The sequence below is a fragment of the Pseudoalteromonas sp. 2CM37A genome, assembly GCF_023161885.1.
GTDB classification, from domain to species: domain Bacteria; phylum Pseudomonadota; class Gammaproteobacteria; order Enterobacterales; family Alteromonadaceae; genus Pseudoalteromonas; species Pseudoalteromonas atlantica.
Window position 1 is genome coordinate 44,078 of record NZ_JALNTJ010000001.1, and the last position, 18,047, is coordinate 62,124.

The 18,047-nt window shown below is 41.9% G+C and carries 15 protein-coding genes and 2 tRNA genes; 13 read left to right on the top strand and 4 right to left on the bottom strand.

Annotated elements, in window-relative coordinates; all coding sequences use genetic code 11:
• Nucleotide 1: 1 nt before the first annotated feature.
• The 3 genes from MTF68_RS00205 to MTF68_RS00215 all read left to right on the top strand — a co-directional run bounded on the left by MTF68_RS00205 (nt 2) and on the right by MTF68_RS00215 (nt 1,524).
• Nucleotides 2–77: transfer RNA gene (locus MTF68_RS00205), tRNA-Lys, on the top strand.
• 150 nt (nt 78–227) lie between these two features.
• The gene (nadA, locus tag MTF68_RS00210; protein WP_004589501.1) at nt 228–1,268 is read left to right on the top strand and encodes a quinolinate synthase NadA; all 1,041 of its coding nucleotides are present in this window, start codon (nt 228–230) and stop codon (nt 1,266–1,268) included.
• A 166-nt stretch (nt 1,269–1,434) separates the two neighbouring features.
• Nucleotides 1,435–1,524: transfer RNA gene (locus tag MTF68_RS00215), tRNA-Ser, on the top strand.
• A gap of 158 nt (nt 1,525–1,682) precedes the next feature.
• Here the strand turns inward: MTF68_RS00215 and MTF68_RS00220 are convergent.
• The 3 genes from MTF68_RS00220 to MTF68_RS00230 are packed head-to-tail and all read right to left on the bottom strand — an operon-like array spanning nt 1,683 to nt 4,856.
• The gene (locus MTF68_RS00220) at nt 1,683–2,750 is read right to left on the bottom strand and encodes an ABC transporter substrate-binding protein (protein ID WP_121637294.1); all 1,068 of its coding nucleotides are present in this window, start codon (nt 2,748–2,750) and stop codon (nt 1,683–1,685) included.
• Nucleotides 2,747–4,192: a sensor histidine kinase gene (locus tag MTF68_RS00225; protein WP_029774041.1), complete on the bottom strand. Its 1,446-nt coding sequence runs from the start codon at nt 4,190–4,192 to the stop codon at nt 2,747–2,749. Before MTF68_RS00225 ends, MTF68_RS00220 begins: the two co-directional genes overlap by 4 nt.
• A complete protein-coding gene (locus MTF68_RS00230; RefSeq protein ID WP_029774040.1) occupies nt 4,185–4,856 on the bottom strand; it encodes a response regulator transcription factor in 672 nt (223 codons plus the stop codon). The genes MTF68_RS00225 and MTF68_RS00230 overlap by 8 nt, the downstream gene beginning before the upstream one ends.
• A gap of 272 nt (nt 4,857–5,128) precedes the next feature.
• On the opposite strand from MTF68_RS00230, the gene MTF68_RS00235 reads away from it, so the two are divergent.
• The 8 genes from MTF68_RS00235 (at nt 5,129) to MTF68_RS00270 (ending at nt 13,423) form a co-directional block, all read left to right on the top strand.
• Nucleotides 5,129–6,454, top strand: coding sequence for an OprD family outer membrane porin (locus MTF68_RS00235; RefSeq protein WP_248461290.1), 1,326 nt, complete (start codon nt 5,129–5,131; stop codon nt 6,452–6,454).
• A gap of 189 nt (nt 6,455–6,643) precedes the next feature.
• Entirely contained in the window at nt 6,644–6,826 is a 183-nt protein-coding gene (locus MTF68_RS00240; RefSeq protein ID WP_054983681.1) for a hypothetical protein, read from the top strand.
• A gap of 42 nt (nt 6,827–6,868) precedes the next feature.
• Nucleotides 6,869–7,972 (top strand): 4-oxalomesaconate tautomerase, encoded by a 1,104-nt coding sequence (locus tag MTF68_RS00245; RefSeq protein ID WP_248461291.1) that lies wholly within the window; start codon nt 6,869–6,871, stop codon nt 7,970–7,972.
• A gap of 332 nt (nt 7,973–8,304) precedes the next feature.
• Nucleotides 8,305–9,417, top strand: a complete 1,113-nt coding sequence (locus tag MTF68_RS00250; protein ID WP_248461292.1) for a tripartite tricarboxylate transporter substrate-binding protein — start codon at nt 8,305–8,307, stop codon at nt 9,415–9,417.
• 74 nt (nt 9,418–9,491) lie between these two features.
• Complete coding sequence (locus MTF68_RS00255) at nt 9,492–11,480, top strand: tripartite tricarboxylate transporter permease (RefSeq protein ID WP_248461294.1); 1,989 nt, start codon at nt 9,492–9,494, stop codon at nt 11,478–11,480.
• 84 nt (nt 11,481–11,564) lie between these two features.
• Nucleotides 11,565–11,807 carry a hypothetical protein gene (locus MTF68_RS00260; RefSeq protein WP_248461295.1) on the top strand — a complete coding sequence of 81 codons (243 nt, stop codon included), beginning with the start codon at nt 11,565–11,567 and terminating at the stop codon, nt 11,805–11,807.
• 96 nt (nt 11,808–11,903) lie between these two features.
• On the top strand, nt 11,904–12,428 hold the full coding sequence (locus tag MTF68_RS19745) for a universal stress protein (RefSeq protein ID WP_248461296.1): 525 nt from the start codon (nt 11,904–11,906) through the stop codon (nt 12,426–12,428).
• A gap of 125 nt (nt 12,429–12,553) precedes the next feature.
• Nucleotides 12,554–13,423: an alpha/beta hydrolase gene (locus MTF68_RS00270; protein ID WP_248461297.1), complete on the top strand. Its 870-nt coding sequence runs from the start codon at nt 12,554–12,556 to the stop codon at nt 13,421–13,423.
• Nucleotides 13,424–13,478: 55 nt separating this feature from the next.
• Here the strand turns inward: MTF68_RS00270 and MTF68_RS00275 are convergent, their stop codons facing one another.
• Entirely contained in the window at nt 13,479–13,871 is a 393-nt protein-coding gene (locus MTF68_RS00275; protein ID WP_004588808.1) for a DUF2750 domain-containing protein, read from the bottom strand.
• A 370-nt stretch (nt 13,872–14,241) separates the two neighbouring features.
• Here MTF68_RS00275 and MTF68_RS00280 point away from each other — a divergent pair, with 370 nt between their 5' ends.
• Nucleotides 14,242–15,285: an alkene reductase gene (locus MTF68_RS00280; RefSeq protein ID WP_248461298.1), complete on the top strand. Its 1,044-nt coding sequence runs from the start codon at nt 14,242–14,244 to the stop codon at nt 15,283–15,285.
• Between the two features lie 462 nt (nt 15,286–15,747).
• The gene (locus MTF68_RS00285; protein ID WP_248461299.1) at nt 15,748–18,021 is read left to right on the top strand and encodes a TonB-dependent receptor; all 2,274 of its coding nucleotides are present in this window, start codon (nt 15,748–15,750) and stop codon (nt 18,019–18,021) included.
• The last annotated feature ends 26 nt before the right edge of the window (nt 18,022–18,047 follow it).

Here is an 18,047-nt window from a genome sequence, read left to right on the forward strand (position 1 = left end):
CGGGTCATTAGCTCAGTTGGTAGAGCAGTGGACTTTTAATCCATTGGTCGATGGTTCAAGTCCATCATGACCCACCACTTCTAAAAAATCTCAACTCTTCCCTTATTTTATTTAAATCAGTTTCTTATTTTTATTTATAAACAGCATGCCCAGATAGCTGTTATTTGCCCGTGTATTCTCGTATAATTTGCCGTAATTAATGCACTGTAGATGAAGTGGTCGAGAACATGAGTCTAGCTCAAACTATTATGCCTGAAGGTTATATCTTTCCTCCTAAGCCAGCGCCGTTGACTAAAGACGAGCAAGGCGAATATAAAGCACGTATTAAACAACTACTGCAAGATAAAAATGCAGTGCTGGTAGCCCATTACTACACAGATCCTGAAATTCAGGCACTTGCCGAAGAAACAGGGGGCTGTGTTGCCGACTCATTAGAAATGGCACGTTTTGGTGCTCGCCACGATGCAGACATGATCATCGTTGCAGGCGTACGTTTTATGGGTGAAACCGCTAAAATTTTAACGCCAAACAAAACAGTTGTTATGCCAACGCTAGAAGCAACGTGTTCGTTAGATATTGGTTGTCCTATTGATGAGTTTTCAGCGTTTTGCGATCAGCACCCTGATCGTAAAGTTGTAGTTTATGCAAATACCTCTACAGCGGTTAAAGCCCGTGCAGATTGGATTGTAACCTCATCGTGCGCGCTTGAAATTGTAGAGCACCTAGATGAGCAAGGTGAAAAAATTATTTGGGGCCCAGATAAACACCTTGGTAGCTACATTCAAAAAAATACTGGCGCCGATATGATCATGTGGAACGGCGCATGTATCGTGCACGATGAATTTAAAACAAAAGCGCTTAAAGATATGAAAGCCCTTCACCCAGACGCGGGTGTATTGGTGCACCCAGAGTCACCTGCAGAAATAGTGGCACTGGCAGATGCGGTTGGCTCAACCAGTCAACTAATAAAAGCTGCGCAAACAATGGATAACGATAAGTTTATTGTAGCGACAGACCGCGGTATTTTTTACAAAATGCAGCAGCTATGCCCAGAAAAAGAGTTTTTTGCAGCCCCCACAGCGGGTGAAGGCGCGTCATGTAAAAGTTGTGCACATTGCCCGTGGATGGCAATGAACGGCTTAAAAGCGATTGAAGAAGCCCTGATAGACCCTCGTGGTAAAGAAGTGTTTGTAGATATGGACTTACGCGAAGGCGCGCTCAAGTCACTTAATCGCATGTTAGACTTTACAGCTAGCATGGCTAAGTAATTAGCCTAATGCATAAAAACGGTTAAACCTTAAGGTTTAGCCGTTTTTTTATAACTAAAGTAAATTGCTGATTGATTATTAGACACTTAACAGCACAAATTTAAAAAGACCTTGCACCTGTGTAACCTATTTCATACTATAACGCGCTGTTGCTAAGCAACACCGTGGAGGAATGGCTGAGTGGCTGAAGGCGCACGCCTGGAAAGTGTGTTTAGGTTAATCCCTAACGAGGGTTCGAATCCCTCTTCCTCCACCATCATTCTTGAACCCAGTTATTGAATATCAATAACTGGGTTTTTTAATGCCTGCTGCCCAAACCTTAGTTATACGCTAATAGGCATGTATTTAGTGGGTAATCTCAATCGGCCCTTAAAGTCGCTCCATTAAATACATGACATGGTATAAGTCCCGAATTTATTGGTACTCAAATAACGCGTTTTCCCATTCTTGAATGATTATTTGACGCTTCATCTGATCGTCTATCACTAATATTTCTATGCCAAGGGGGACGGGGCGCAGCTGACCCTCTGATATATCAAGTAAATGTTTTTGCTTAATTCTTACTTCGTTATTTATTGGCTCAAAATTAGTAAAGTTGGCCATGTCTGTTTGCCCTTGTACAGATACTAAGTAATCAATAAACAGCTGTGCGCCAATTACATTTTTAGCATGTTTAGGAATAATGGCACTGCGCATAATAACCGAGGTGTAGTCTTTAGGTTGCACCACAATAATATTAGGGTGCTGCGCCGCCCATGTGCGCGCATAAGAGCTTAATATGTTATAGCCAACAGTGAGCTCGCCCGTTGAAAGTGCCTTGAGTATGTCGGCGCTGCGTCTAAATACACGCGTGCTGTGATAGCCAAACGATTCAAGCATTCGACCATAGCTTGAGCTTTGCTCGCGGTCATGAGCCCACAGCAAATAGCCTATGCCCACTTGAGTAATATCGTAAATGCCAATGCGGCCTTTAATTTGCTCACTGCGCCTACGAATTAGCTCTAATAATTCGTTGCGGCTACTTGGTGCGACCTCTTCGCCTAAAAATTCTTTATTAAATGCAATTACCGCTGTTTCATAGGTAAAGCCAAATACTTCATTTCGCCATTTAGCCCATGCAGGAAGCTTATTTGTTTGCTCAGAGCTGTAAGGCTGTGCGTAACCATCGTTAACTAACTTTACCTGCAAATTCATTGCTGAACTTAATAATACGTCGGGCGGGTTTTTAACGTCGGCTAAAAATTCGCTATACACTTCGAAAGTACTCAGCTCGTAGTAGTCAATTTGTACAAAAGGGTATTTTTTTTGAAAGGCCGATAAAAAAGGGGCAATTTCCATTTTATCAGCGCCGCCATATATTTTAAGCACAGATTTATTTTCGCTTTGTGCCGGAAATACTAAAGGGTTTTTTGCAGCAACGAATGGCGAGCCTACAAAGCACGTAAAAACAACGGCAATATAAATCAGCGATAAAAGTTTCAATGTTCGTCCTCGGTCAGCATTAACGGGAAGTTTATTTCAAAAATAAGCCCCGACGGGCTGTTATCAAGCAGCTTAATAGCAGCGTTATGATGCTCTGCTACCTCTTTAGCAATGCTTAAGCCTAAGCCACTGCCGGCACGTGGGTCGCCTTTACTTTTGTAAAACCGCTCAAACACATGTTGTTTTTGCGCATCGGGTACACCTACGCCTTGATCAGCCACGCATAAACGGGCTATGTAACCACTGTCTGTACTGTGAAGCTCGGTAGACACATTTACTTCTTTATTTTGCGGGCTAAATTTAATCGCGTTTTCTAAAATGTTGCGTAGCATTTGGCTAAGTGCAAACGAATCGCCATTGATCATTAAATTATCGTCACCTTGATATGTGATGATCACGCCGCGTTGAATCGCCGATACCGCAACATCTCTACACACAGACTTTACCAGCTCCGGCAATGAAAGCGTTATTAAAGGCTGGCTATGAAAGCGGTGCGCAAGAGTGGCTTGGTTTAACAGTTGCGTAACGGTGCTGTCGAGTAAATCTGTTGAATATAAAACACGATTTAACTGCTCTGTTCTTATTTTTTCATCGCTTTCTTCAATGGCATTTTGCGCTTGGCTTTTAAGGCCTGCAAGGGGCGTTCTTATTTGATGAGCCACTTCGCCAGTAAAGCGCTTTAAATGATTAAGCGAGACTTCTAATTGCGATATAAAATGGTTAATAGTTGAAATTAAATCGGCCATTTCTTTGGGGACCGACATATCAATAGGGCGTAAATCAGTGGGGGAGCGCCGACGTATTTTTTTATTTATGCTGTAAATAGGGCGCAAAATTTGATTTACTCCCAGTAATATAAGCACAATAGCTATTACAAACGTTAAAATAACCATTTGTATTACATTTAAATTCATTTCATAGGCGAGCTGATCGCGAGCTTGGGTGGTTTGGCCTATTAAAATATTTACATCAAACGATTCGCCCACTTCATAAAGCTTATCTGAGAGTAAAATAAAGCGGTAGTTTTCGCCTTTGTAATCACCTTCCCAAAATTGTATCAGTAGGTTATCTCGCGGGTCATATTCTGCACGTTGCCACTGGGTGTCGGCTTTTTGCAAAATGTGTTGATATAAGCCATTGTAACCGGTTAAGTGTTCCCCTTGATTTTGCGTTATTTGATACACCAATCTGTCATTTGAGGCCATCGAGAGAGTTTCGAATGTAGCGCTGGGTAAATCAACAATAATTTCGTGGTAATCAATGTGGGTATTTTCAAAAATTTGTAAAGCTGCACTGGCAAGTAGCCTATCGTATGAAATTTGGGCGGCGTTTTTACTGTAATTATTAGCCATAAAATAGGTTATAAGTGTAATTATAACCATTAAAGCAATGGTTATTGTAAGCAGCTGCCGGCGAATTGAGGGGAGGGTTTTGCTACTCATTAGGCTCTGCTAAAAGATAGCCTAAACCACGCAGTGTTTTTATATCAACACTGCTATTTACCAGCTTTTTACGAAGCCTTGCTACGTAGGTTTCTATGGCGTTGGGGCTGGGGGAGTCGTCAAACGAATATAAGTGATCGAGTAACTCATCTTTATTAAGCACTTTGCCTTGATGCGTTAAAAATATTTCTAGTAACCTAAATTCTCGTTGCTTTAAATCAATAAGTTCTTTAGCAATAGTGACCGTGCATGATTTTCGGTCAAAATCGAGATTGCCATAACTTATAATGTCTTTACCTAGGCCTTGGTTACGCCTAAGTAGGGCGCGGCAACGGGCTTCTAATTCGCCAAAATCAAAGGGTTTAGTGAGGTAATCGTCGGCGCCTAAGTCGAGTAATTCTATGCGGTGCTCTACTTGGGCACGTGCCGTTAAAATTAATACAGGCGTATTTGATGAGCGAGCCCTGAGCTTTTTTAATATTTGCTCACCGTTTAAATTGGGCAAGTTTAAATCAAGTAAAATAAGGTCGTACTCATGGCGTTTTAACAGCGAATTAGCCACATCTCCACTGGTTACAAGGTCTATACCTTGGCCCATTTTGGTGAAGCGTTGGCAAATTGCTTCTCCTAACACTTCGTCGTCTTCAACTGCTAAAATTCTCATTAAGCACACCCGCAAAGTCGCAATTAAAAAATATAATTTTAAGTTGTGCAAGACACTAAACAATTACTGCAACGTTTACAATACGCAAATGCCTTCGTTTATAGCAAGATAAGCTATAGTTTTAATTTAATAGCTAAAAAATACAATTGCCTAAAATGTAATTATCTTGTGACAGGTTTGTGACAGGTTTGCCGTGTAAATTGCAACATGAATAAACTGATACACACTACACACAACTATAAATTTAATTAAACAAGGTAGCGGAGACAACTATGGCTCAACGGTTCTCTAAAATATTTGCAGTAACAGGCGCAGTATTAACTTGTGTTTCTATTCCTTCGTATGCTTCTTTTAATGGGCTTACAGAGCAAGACGAATTTAATATTAAGCTAAGGTCAATTTACTTTGACCGCGATTACGATAACGACGCCAGCGACGACTCAACGTTTGCACAAGGCATAGAGCTCAATTATCAATCGGGCTATTTTAATGACTTAATCAGCATGGGTGTCTCTACTTATACGGTACTTAATTACAACTCAACCGGCAGCGCACAAAATAACATTTTACCCGCAGGGGATGAAAAAGGCGGCGTTGACGATAGTTTTTCTAAATTTGGTCAATATTTTATCGACGTTAAACTTGGCGACAATGGCCATGTAAAAATAGGCGGGCAAAAAACCAAAAGCATGCTGTTAAAAAGCTCAGGTAGCCGCGCAATTCCCAATACTTTTAGAGGCGTATTTGGTGACTACAAGTTTGGCAATACCAAAGTATATGGTTACGCCTACGATAAATGGAGCCGCCGCCACGACGACAAGTGGGAAGATTTTTCTACCGACCAGTCAGATAACGGCGCGATTAGTGTTATTTGGGGTGTGGGCGCAAGCTACAAAAAAGACGCGCTAAAAATAGACGCAGAGTATTTAAATTCTCATGACTACTTATCAAAGCTTGGGTTTAAAGGAAGTTACGCTATAAAGCTCGATCAAAGTAAGTTAACCCTTTCAAGCGGCGTATTTACCTCACAAGACGATGGCGATTTATTTGTAACCGGCGCAGAGGGTGGCGATTTAGATGATGAAGATGCACTCGATGCGGTTTCAGGCGTTACTAAAAGTGAAAACGATGGTTTTGCCTATTACCTAGATGCTAATTGGAAAAAAGATATTTGGACACTAGGCGCCGCATTTACCAAAGTGAACGATGCTTGGATTGAAGATAATTTTAGTGGCGATCACGGGACTAACCCGTTTCCCACGCGCTCATTAATTGGTGCCGATTTAACAAACCAAAATGAGTCAACTTGGCAGGCTCGCTTAGGTGTTGACCTAAAAGCAGTGGCACCGGGTTTAACCACAAAGTTTTATTACACCAGCGGCAGCGATGCAGAAAATTCAAGCTTAGGTAAAGCAGGTGGCACAGCCGATGAAAAATATTGGGCCATTGATACACGCTACAAAGTAGCGGCTGTAAAAGGCTTAAGCCTACGTTGGTTATTTTTAGATTACACCACAGATGAAACTGGCAGTGTTGATGGTGTAAAAGGAGACAGAGCAGATCACCGTGTATATGTAGATTACACTATTAAGTTTTAAACGCCCCTTCGATTGGCTTTTAACGCGCAGCATGAAAATGCTGCGCGTTTTTTAATTTTTAAAAGTTATTTTTTAATCAATTTTTATTTCGTGACAGGTTAGTGACAGTTTGGCTCCTTACTCTTAAAAAAAGGGCAACGTTTTGATATCGACGTTACTTGTTTTTAATTGCATTGAAAGGGCGAAACGATGAACTCAACACACGCTACACCTCAGTTAAAACCTACGCCGAGAGCCATTCACTTTCGTGCAAATAGCCAACAAACAGCCACGGCTGCTAGTGCAACAAGTAATACTAATTTTGCCCCTCAATCTTTGCAAAGTAAGCAAGAGCAAGTGCAAGAGTGCGTGGTTATTTTAAGTAATAACTAACCCGTTACTGCTCATTTAAATTGATTTAGAAGCTGGATTATTATGACTATTCAAAAAAAAATACCTTGTGTCATTATGCGCGGCGGAACGTCTCGCGGGACTTATTTTTTAGCCAACGATTTACCGAGAGAGTGGGATAAACGCAAAGAAGTTTTAACTGCAGCAATGGGCTCAGGCGATCCGCTGCAAGTAAACGGCGTTGGTGGAGGAAACTCACTAACCAGTAAAGCGGCCATTATTTCACGCTCAACCGACCCCGATGCAGACATTGATTACTTATTTGCGCAAGTTGCTATTGAGCAAAATGAAGTCGATATAACACCTTCGTGTGGCAATATTTTATCTGGTGCAGCACCACTGGCAATTGAATACGGATTGGTTACTGCAAATGACGGTGAAACAACGGTACGGGTTAAAAATGTAAATACCAATACCCTGATTGAAGTTGTGGTACAAACGCCTAACGGCTTTGTAGAGTACGAAGGCGATGCCACCATTGATGGCGTACCAGGCTCTGGAGCGCCTATTTTACTTAAGTTTTTTGATGTGTGTGGCACTAAAACCGGTGAATTACTGCCTACTGGCTCTGTACGCGATACCTTTGATGGCGTAGAAGTAAGTTGTGTCGATGCTGCCATGCCAATGGTCCTAATACCTGCACCATCACTGGGTGTAAAAGGCTCTGAAACTAAACAAGAGCTTGATGCAAATACAGAGTTACTGCAAAAAATAGAAAGCATTCGCCTGCAGGCATCACTAAAAATGGGCCTTGGCGATGCAACCGGAAAAGTCATTCCTAAAGTCGGTTTACTGTCGGTGCCGCAATTTGGCGGTACGATAACTTCGCGCTACTTTGTGCCGCAAAACTGCCATACCAGCCATTCTGTAACGGGGGCAATTTGCGTGAGTGTTAGTTGCATGTTGCCAGGTAGTGTGGCGTACGACTTAATTACGCCACAAAGCTCAGAGCAGCAAAATATAGTGGTTGAACACCCCAGCGGTAAAATAGATTTACTACTTGAGGGGCGCTTTGAAAACGACACGCTAGATATAAAATCGGCAGGGTTAATGCGCACAGCCAGAATGTTATTTAAAGGTGAAGTACACATACCTGCAAAAGTATGGGATGAAAGCAAAATAGCTTAACTCATACCAATGCGCATAATAGCTCACTTAATTAAGCGAATTGGTGTTAAGCCTTAGTAAACCAACCGAAAATGCGATAGCAGATAGTCTGTTATCGCTTTTTTTATGCTTTAAATAAATAAAACTAAATTTATTTTTATTTAAAAACAATTGCTTATAAATAATTTTAAATTAATGGATAGTTTGGCATCGATGACAGGTAGATGACAGTTTCGGCTATTAGTCTAGCTGTTGTTAACTTCTTTTAACGAAATACTTTCATCTACGTAATAGATGCAATGACGTTATTAGGACCTATTTAAATAATTGCAGCGAATAACAGAGGTCAAATTATGAAGATTAAATTAAGTACTTTTGCACCTAATCGACTAAAAGCAATGCTTGTTGTGTTAGCAGCAAGCACTTGTATCAGCTCAGCTTATGCAAACAATAACGACGAAGTAAGCTTTGATGGTGAGCGAGTAGAGTGGGTTGTGCCTTTTAAAGAGGGTGGCGGCTCTGACACATGGGCACGTTTTTTTGGTCCGCGTTTTTCTCAGCATTTAAATGGTAAACCTGTGGTTGTGGTTAAAAACATTCCAGGTGGTGGCTCTACCAAAGGTGCTAACCGCTTTGAGCGCCGCGCTAAAGCAAATGGTTTAAATGTATTTAGTACTTCTGCCTCTACACAAATCCCTTACTTACTTGGCGACTCACGCGTTAGATACGAAGTAAAACGTTGGAACGTGATTATGGCCACACCGACAGGTGCGGTGGTATATGTGCGCCCAGAGCTGGGTATTAAAAACGCATCAGAGCTTGCCAAATTGCAGGGTCAAAAACTTAAATTTGGTAGCCAACGCGCCGCGTCAATGGACTTGGTTGGGTTATTAGCCTTCGACATGCTTGATTTAGACATTCACGCCATTTTTGGTATGAAAGGCCGTGGCAGTGCGCGTTTATCGTTTGAGCGTGGCGAGGTGGATATCGACTTTCAAACTACCTCTGCCTACTTAAAAAAAGTACAGCCGCTAGTTGGTGAAGGTAAAGCGATTCCGCTTATGTCGTTTGGCGTACTTAATAAAGAAGGCAAAATTGTACGCGACCCAACGTTTCCTGACTTACCACACGTAGGCGAAGTATACGAAATGATCCACGGTAAAAAGCCAACAGGCGTTGAATACAACGTATGGAAAACCTTTTTTGTAGCCGGTTTTGCCGCGCAAAAAGGACTGTTTTTACCTAAAGGCACCCCTGATGACGTTATTGCAGAGTGGCGCAATGCAGCACAACGCGTCATTGATCAAGACAACTTTAAAGAAGAGTCTGAATTAGTACTTGGCCAATACCCACAACTTGTAAACGAAGATGCAGTAAACACACTGAGCTCAGCACTGACAATTTCTGAAACTGACAAACAATGGGTAAGAAATTACCTAACCGAAAACTACAACGCGCGTTTTTAAAAACCCATGTTGATTTGTTGTACACACAGTGGCTCGCATTTAGTGAGCCACTTTTTTAACCTAAGGAGAGCAGTATGTTAGATGCATTTTTAATTGCGCTACAAACTATTCTTACCCCCACACACTTAATGTATTTATGCGGCGGCGTTTTTTTAGGCTTGCTGATTGGTATTTTTCCGGGTTTAGGCGGCATAGCGGGTTTATCGTTATTACTGCCATTTTTATATGGTATGGACCCAATTTCAGCGCTTGCTATGCTTATTGGCCTAGTGGCGGTTATTCCAACCTCTGACACCTTCACCTCTGTATTAATGGGTATTCCAGGCTCCAGTGGCTCACAAGCCACAGTGCTTGACGGCTTCCCACTGTCTAAAAAGGGTCAAGCAGCGCGTGCGCTTTCAGCAGCGTTTGCTTCGTCATTATTTGGCGGCCTTTTTGGCGCCATTATTTTAACGCTGTTTGTACTGATTGCCCGCCCCGTTATTTTAGCGTTTGGCTCGGCCGAATTATTTATGCTTACTTTGCTAGGTTTAAGCATGGTGGGTGTATTGGCCGGTAATAGCCTAGTAAAAGGCTTAAGCGCATGTGGCTTAGGTTTATGTTTAGGCTCACTTGGCGGTGCTCCTGCAACCGGTGAATACCGCATGGTATTTGATAACGGTTACCTTATGGATGGTATTCCGTTAGTGGTTGTTGGCTTAGGTATATTTGCATTACCAGAAATTATCGATTTACTGCGTCAAAACCGCTCTATTTCAGAAGCTTCTGAGCTGGGTAGTGGGTGGTTTGAAGGCGTAAAAGATGTTGTTAAAAATAAATGGCTAGCTACGCGCTGTGCTGCCATTGGTTGTGTTGTTGGCGCACTACCTGGCCTTGGTGGCAGCGTAGTTGATTGGATCTCTTATGGTCATGCGGTACAAACCTCTAAAGACACCGAAAACTTTGGTAAAGGCGACATACGCGGTGTTATTGCCCCTGAGTCATCAAATAATGCCAAAGAAGGCGGTGGCTTAATTCCGACCTTATTATTTGGTATTCCAGGTTCTGGCAGCATGGCTGTATTTTTAGGTGGTATGGTATTAATTGGCTTAGAGCCAGGCCCTGCGATGATCACCACCGACCTTGATGTTACTTATACCATTGTATGGTCACTGGCACTTGCTAATGTAATTGGCGCGGGCGCGTGTTTACTTATTTCTAAATGGGTAGCAAAAGTAACAACTATTCCTTACACGCTCATGGCACCATTTATGGTTATGGTGATCTTTTTTGCGGCGTTTCAGGCAACCCGTGATTTAGGTGATTTAGTCGCACTTATTGGCATTGGTATTTTAGGCGTATTAATGAAGCGCTTTGGATGGCCACGACCAGCATTTTTAATTGGTTTTGTACTGGCAAGCGGCATGGAAACTTACCTTTATCAAGCTATTCAGTTTGACGGCATAGAGTTTTTATTAAAACCGGGCGTGATGATTATTGGTGCATTAACCGCGCTTTCTATTTTCTTTGCAGCACGCCACTCTATTAAGGCAGCTAAAAAAGAAAAAGCCAATAAAAACAAAGCTAATGCTGAGCTAAAACCAACTAACCTTAAACCACAAATCGCGTTTTCTGGCTTTGTTTGTTTAGTGTTTGCATACGGTTTGTATGACTCGTTCCAACGCACATTCTTAGGTGGGGTATTTCCTGGTGTGGTGTGCTCGTTCATGTTAATACTCTCTGCGGTTGTGCTGATCAAGCTGCTACTTAATAAAGTAGATGATGCTGTAAATTACGATAATGAGGTCTCTGCGGGATATGTAAACGACTCAAGCGTGACTGGCCTTTGGCATTATGTATTTTGGCTGTGTGGCTTATTAGCTGGGTGTTTTTTACTGGGCTATGTGATTTCTATAGCGTTGTTTTTCATAATATTTTTACTTGTAAAAGCACGTATATCAATTGCTAGAACATTAACACTGACAGTGTGTGCGTTAGCATTTTTACTTACTTTATCGCACTTTATGGTATTGGATTTACCAAGCGGTTACCTACAAGAAGTGGCAAGCTTTACGCAGCTGTAAACGCCGCCGTGCTAAGCAAAACAAGCAGCGCTTAGCACGGTTTACATTCGCTCTAAAAGGCACTGGCTTAAGAAGGGTATAATTATGATTTCACCTAAGCTTATTTTAATGCCGCTTTCTACAAGTGGGCATGTAACAGAGCGCTTAAAAGGGGGCTTAGCCGTTGCTAAGTATTTTAATGCGCACCTTGATGTTTATCACACGCACTTAGACCCAAAACGCTTTTTGCCAACAGGGCAGCTTGGCTTACCAACTAAATTGGTAAAAGAGTTAGACTCTGTAGCAGGGCGCTTTGCAACAACCGAATCGGCAAATTTAAAAACCTAATTTGTTAGTTTATGTGCCCAGCAGCAAGTTAAATACACTGACGACAGCGCAGAGCATCCCACGCACCCAAGCGCTTCATGGCATATTAATCTAGGTGTGCGCAGCGAAATAATTGCAGAGCAAGGCAAAGTTGCTGATTTAATTATTATTCCGCAGTCTAAAAGTGGTAAATCAACCTCGACCTTTGAGGCATCGGTAATGCGAAGTGGTAAACCTATATTATTGGTACCACGGCAAATGACCCACTTTGATATAAAAACAGTGGTGATTGGTTGGAACGCCAGCACCGAGGTATCGCGCGCGCTCACTTACAGTTTACCGCTTTTAAAACAGGCTAAAAAGGTTGTTATTTGCACCAGCGCAAGTAGCGCCGATAAAATGCCAAACGGCCATGAAGTGGTTAAATATTTAGCCCAGCACGATATTAAAAGTGAGTTTGTAACATTTAATAATGGCAGGCAATCGACCGCTAAAGCGTTTATGTCGGTAGCGCAAATGCATAATGCAGATTTAGTGGTGATGGGCGCATTTACTCACAGGCGAATCCATGAGCAAATTTTTGGTGGTATGACTAACTACATGCTAGCAAACACCACCTTGCCAATACTTATGGCGCGATAACACTTAAAGCTTAAAAACTAAATTTTACCCAAAAGCCGATATTTACGTTCAATATCGGCTTTTTATTAAAGCTCAATGTGATAAAACTAACCATTACAATAATAAAAGTTAATGGGTAGCAGCCTATGTATACGCTTTCACAGTGGCAATCAAACGGGCAGTTTATTGATATAAATGCCCAGCAAATTTTTACTCAAACAGCGGGGGATGCTAATAACCCCGCGCTCCTTTTGGTACACGGCTTTCCTAGTGCAAGCTGGGACTGGGAAGGTATGTGGGATGAGCTCAAACAACACTACTTTTTAATTACACTTGATATGCTGGGGTTTGGCCTTTCGGATAAACCAATAAATGCGGCTTATAACATTACAGAGCAAGCTGATTTATACACGCAATTTTTAAAGCGTTTAGATATTACCAATGTACACCTATTAGCCCATGATTATGGTGATACCGTGGCTCAAGAGCTATTAGCAAGGCAAGTTGCTGCTCAAAGCGACATACGCATACACAGTGTATGCTTTTTAAATGGCGGGTTATTTCCACACATACATAAACCTTTATTTATCCAAAAGCTGCTACTTTCAAGACTTGGTTGGCTAGTACCTAAGTTAATGAGTAAACAAAAGTTTGCTAAAAATTTAATCACTATTTTTGGTAAAAACACGCCACCAGCCCCTATGGTAATTGATACCCTTTGGGCGTTGTTAATTTACAACAAGGGTTTACGTGTGATGCCCAAGCTAATTAAATATATTACACAGCGAAAACAAAACGAGCAGCGCTGGGTTGGGGCAATGATTAATAGCGATATACCGCTTACGTTTATTGCAGGTGAGCAAGACCCAATATCGGGTAAACACATGCTTGAGCACTATAAAAAAACAATACCTAATGCGCGCGTACAAGGGTTTGTTGAACTTGGGCACTATCCACAAATAGAAGATGCCAAGGCTATAACTGAGGCTTATTTAAATTTTAGAAAGCAGATATAAAAAACGCGGCTATTTTAGGCCGCGTTTATAAACTAAATAACGTGATGCTGGCTACTTAGTACTTTCTTTTTTTAGGAATTTTTAACTGGCTTTCAAATTCATCAGGAAAAAGCACCGTGCCGTCGTCCTCTTCGGTAGGGAACACCGCAATCAGTAAGTCGTCTTCTTCAAGGCCGGGTGTCCAGCGGCTAAACCAATCTTTAGTCGGAATGGCTTTTGGTGTACAGCCTTCCCATTCGCCCGTGGCCCAAGCTTGTGCAAAATCGCGGGTTGGCCACACTGGTACACAGTCGTCATCTTCGTTGGCAAGCATTACGCAGCCATCATCGTCGTTTAAAATCCATACTTGTTTGTACTGTTGTACGGTTTCAAACATAAAAGCGAGTCGTTTTTTTGCCCCTAGCCCTAAAATTACGGTTTGTTCTTCAGTCGCATTTGCAGTTGTCATAATTGGCTCACTCTTTATTGCTTCAAATTTGAATTTTACTGTTACAAGTATATCGAGTTATGTGACAGTGTGTTGAAAAATTATTATTTAACCTGAACTCTGGATAATAAATCTATCTCTAGCAGCTATTTTAAGCGCTAACTGCGTTGAATTTACTGAAAATCTCTGGCTAGAGACAAAATAAGCTTAACTATCATCATGATAAAATATGTTAGTAAATCTCTTAACCAGAGTTCAGGTTATTTAATTTTGTAATTCAGATCTGTTTTGGTACTCCCTAAGTATATTTTGAGCGAGCATTCAAAATTACCCTTGAATGTTGTTAAAAAGGCCGCATCTCATATGCATACTCTTAATGAAGGATTTAACAATGACCACAGATTTACTGGCTCCGTATACATTAAACGACTCACTTGAACTTAAAAATCGCGTTTTTATGGCGCCTTTAACCCGTTGTATGGCTGATGATAATTTAGTACCTACGCAAGATATGGTCGAATATTATGCGCGCCGTGCCGATGCCGGTTTAATTATTAGCGAAGCCACTATTATTCGCCCAGATGCACAGGGCTACCCAAATACACCGGGGTTATTTACCAGCGAGCAAATTCAAGGTTGGAAAAAAGTAACCGACGCCGTACATGCAAACGGCGGTAAAATGTTTGCACAGCTTTGGCATGTTGGCCGTGTTGCTCACCCTCACTTTTTTGACGGCGAAGTATTAGCGCCATCGGCAATTGGTGTTGAAGGCTCTGTACCACGTATGCGTGAACTGACGTACATTACGCCAAAAGCGGCCACTAAAGAGGATATTAATTCACTGATAGCCGACTTTGCTAAAGCGGCCGAAAACGCCATTGAAGCTGGTTTTGATGGTGTAGAAATTCATGGCGCAAATGGTTATTTAATTGATCAGTTTTTACATTACGCTGCAAATGAGCGCACAGATGAATATGGCCAAACACCTGAAAATATGGCGCGTTTTGCAATAGAAGTGACCGATGCGGTTGTTACTGCAGTAGGTAATGAGCGTACGGCAATTAGGTTATCGCCAGGTGCTTATTTTAATATGGAAGAAGATAAGCGTGATAAAGCGGTATTTGATTATTTATTAGCGCAGCTAGATGACAAAAAACTGGCTTACATTCATGGCGGTATTTTTGATGACAGCACTCAATTTGACTCTTTAGAAGGTAAAACAACCTCGCAGTATTTGCGCGCTAACACTAAAACCAGCCTTGTAGGGGTAGGTAGTTATAGTTTTGATGATGCAAAACAAGCAATAAACAATGACCAGTTTGATTTAATTGCGATTGGTCGTCCATTTATTGCTAACCCAGATTACATTAGTAAAGTGGCTAATAATGAAGAACTTGTTGCTTATAGTGACGAGATGTTAGCTAAACTATTCTAATTAATTAGGGCGTGTTGACCTTTGGCGTTTGAATTTGCAGCAGTATGTTTGGTTTTTAGGCAAGGCAGAGCCTATGAAGTGTGGTTACTCCCCATAAATAGGCGATAACGCAGCATAAATGCCAAACATGCGCTGCCCTTCGGGTTCTGCCTAGGGGCGATAAACTCTTTGTTACTCGGTTTTTACTTAGCCCACTAGGTTACAAACCTCGTGCCGCGATTTAATCACCCCTAGATTGAACAAATTTCAATCCGCAAAGATCAACACGCCCTAGTATTTATATATAAATCAGCCTAGGTTTTTGTGCTTAGGCTGACTTACAAATGACATAACAAAGCCATAAAAACCCCACATTTTTTTAACACCCCTGTAAATAAACTTCATTTTTGTTGTCATAATTCGAAATCATACTGTGCCCGCTTTCATAATTACTTTAGATAATTAAAACCAAACGGGATCACAATGTACGCTTTAACTAATAAATCGATTTTGAGCATGGCAATTGCTATGGCTGTATCAACGTCAGCTTATGCAAATGACAACGAAATAGAAGAAATAACCGTTACTGCAAAACCAACCAGTTACGCAAATAATGTGATTGAGCCTGCAATGCTTGATCAACAAACAACAGTTTCGAGTGTGTTATCGGTTATCGATAACTTACCTGGCATTAGCATAAACGAAGGCGATGCATTTGGTGGCGATGACTGGTCTACCACAATCACTATGCGTGGTTTTAGTATTGACTCAAACCAGCAGCAATTAGGGATGACCGTTGATGGTATTCCTAACGGTGGCTCAAACTATGGTGGTGGCGCTAAAGCAAACCGTTACCTAGACACTGAAAATTTAGCCACTGTAGAAGTAGGCCAAGGCACCTCAGATATTAAATCGGCATCGCTTGAGGCACTAGGCGGTACATTTAACTTTGTAAGTAAAGCGCCAAGTCTTGATAGCAGCACCACCTTTGCTTACACCTCGGGTAGCCACGATGCGACCCGCTTTTACGTTAAGCACGAAACGGGTACTTTATTTGATAATACACAAGCGTATGTAAGTTACTCGCAAACTGATACTAGCCGCTGGATTGGCTCGGGTAGCAATGGCGGAAAAGATAACCAACACGCAGAGCTTAAATTTGTAACAACGCTTGCTGATTTAACAGTTACAGGGCGTTTATCTTACGATGATGTAAGCGAGACTAACTACAACAGTGTAAGTCTTGCGCAATTTGAACAAACGCCAGAGTGGGATCAGTTAACGTGGAACTGGACAGGCGTTCCACATTACGACCAAATGTTTGCTGAGGGCTGGGGTACACTGCGCGAAAATACACTAGCGTATTTAAAGTTTGAGTATGCACTTTCGCCAACATCGCTTCTTACAGTAAGCCCTTATTATCATAAAAACTCGGGCCGTGGCGATTGGATCCCACCGTATTTAACAACTCCAGTAGATGAAAACGGCAACCCAACTACAGAGGGCGGCACTAACGCAGGCTCTTACGGTTTTGTAGATAGCGCAGGTAACGCACTGGCACCAAACGAAGGTTGTACGGCAAGTTTAAGCTGGCCGTGGGAGTCGGGCCCTGGTTTAAACCCTGCATGTTACGATGATACGGCAATACCTGTAATGTCGTATCGTCATACGCATTACAAAAAAGACCGCTTAGGGGTTACTGCCAACTACCAAGCTACGTTTGGCATGCACGACATAGAAGCCGGTTTTTGGTATGAGCAAAGCGACCGTGACGAGTCTCGCGATTGGCACAAAGTAATTAATGCCAGCATTTACCACCACTTTGATAGCACGCCATACTGGACCCAGTATAAAAACACCTTTGAGACCGACACCCTTAAATGGTACGCGCAGGATTCAATGGCCCTTGGCGATTTCACGCTTAACGTAGGTGTTAAAAAGTACCTTGTTGATATTGAAAAGTACGACCATTATCAAAATGCCACAACCGCTAAAGTTAATAGTGACTCTGATGTGTTATTTAGTGGTGGTATTTTGTATCAGCTAAATAACTCAACCGAGCTATTTACCAGCTACAGCGAAAACTTTGCTGCTATTAAAGACGGGGTGCTTGAGCGCGACAGCTCTGATTTATCAGCCATTGAAGCTGAAACCGCTGAAAACATCGATTTAGGTGTACGTTATCAAAATAACGCGCTAAACCTGACCGCAACAGCGTATTCAATTGAATTTGATAACCGTATTACGTTCATTGCCCCAGGTAGTGACACCGGCGGTATTGATTACACCATAGGTACAAATGGCTCTTACTTAAACGTAGGGGGTATTGAATCGCAAGGTTTAGAGCTGTCGGCAAGTTACATGCTAAGCCCACAATGGAGTGTATATAGCTCGTACACGAATAATGATTCAGAGTACAAAGGCGATGCACCCGGGTTTGAAGCCGGTGAAAAAGTAATAGACTCAGTAGATGACTTATTTGTGCTATCGACCGATTACTTTAGCGGTGATTTCCGCTTTGGTTTATCGGCTAAATACACCGGTGAGCGTGGCGAAGTTGATGGCTATACCGTGGTTGATTTAAACGCAGGTTACGCAACCGATATAAACGCAGGACCATTTAAAGCTATTGATGTTGCCTTTGTTGTTTATAACGTTACCGATAAAAGCTATTTAGCGGGTGGTACGGGCAATGGCAGCACTTACTTTATTGGTGCACCACGCACAGCAGCACTGACGTTATCGGCTACGTTTTAATAGCCATAATGTACAGTAAACAATTA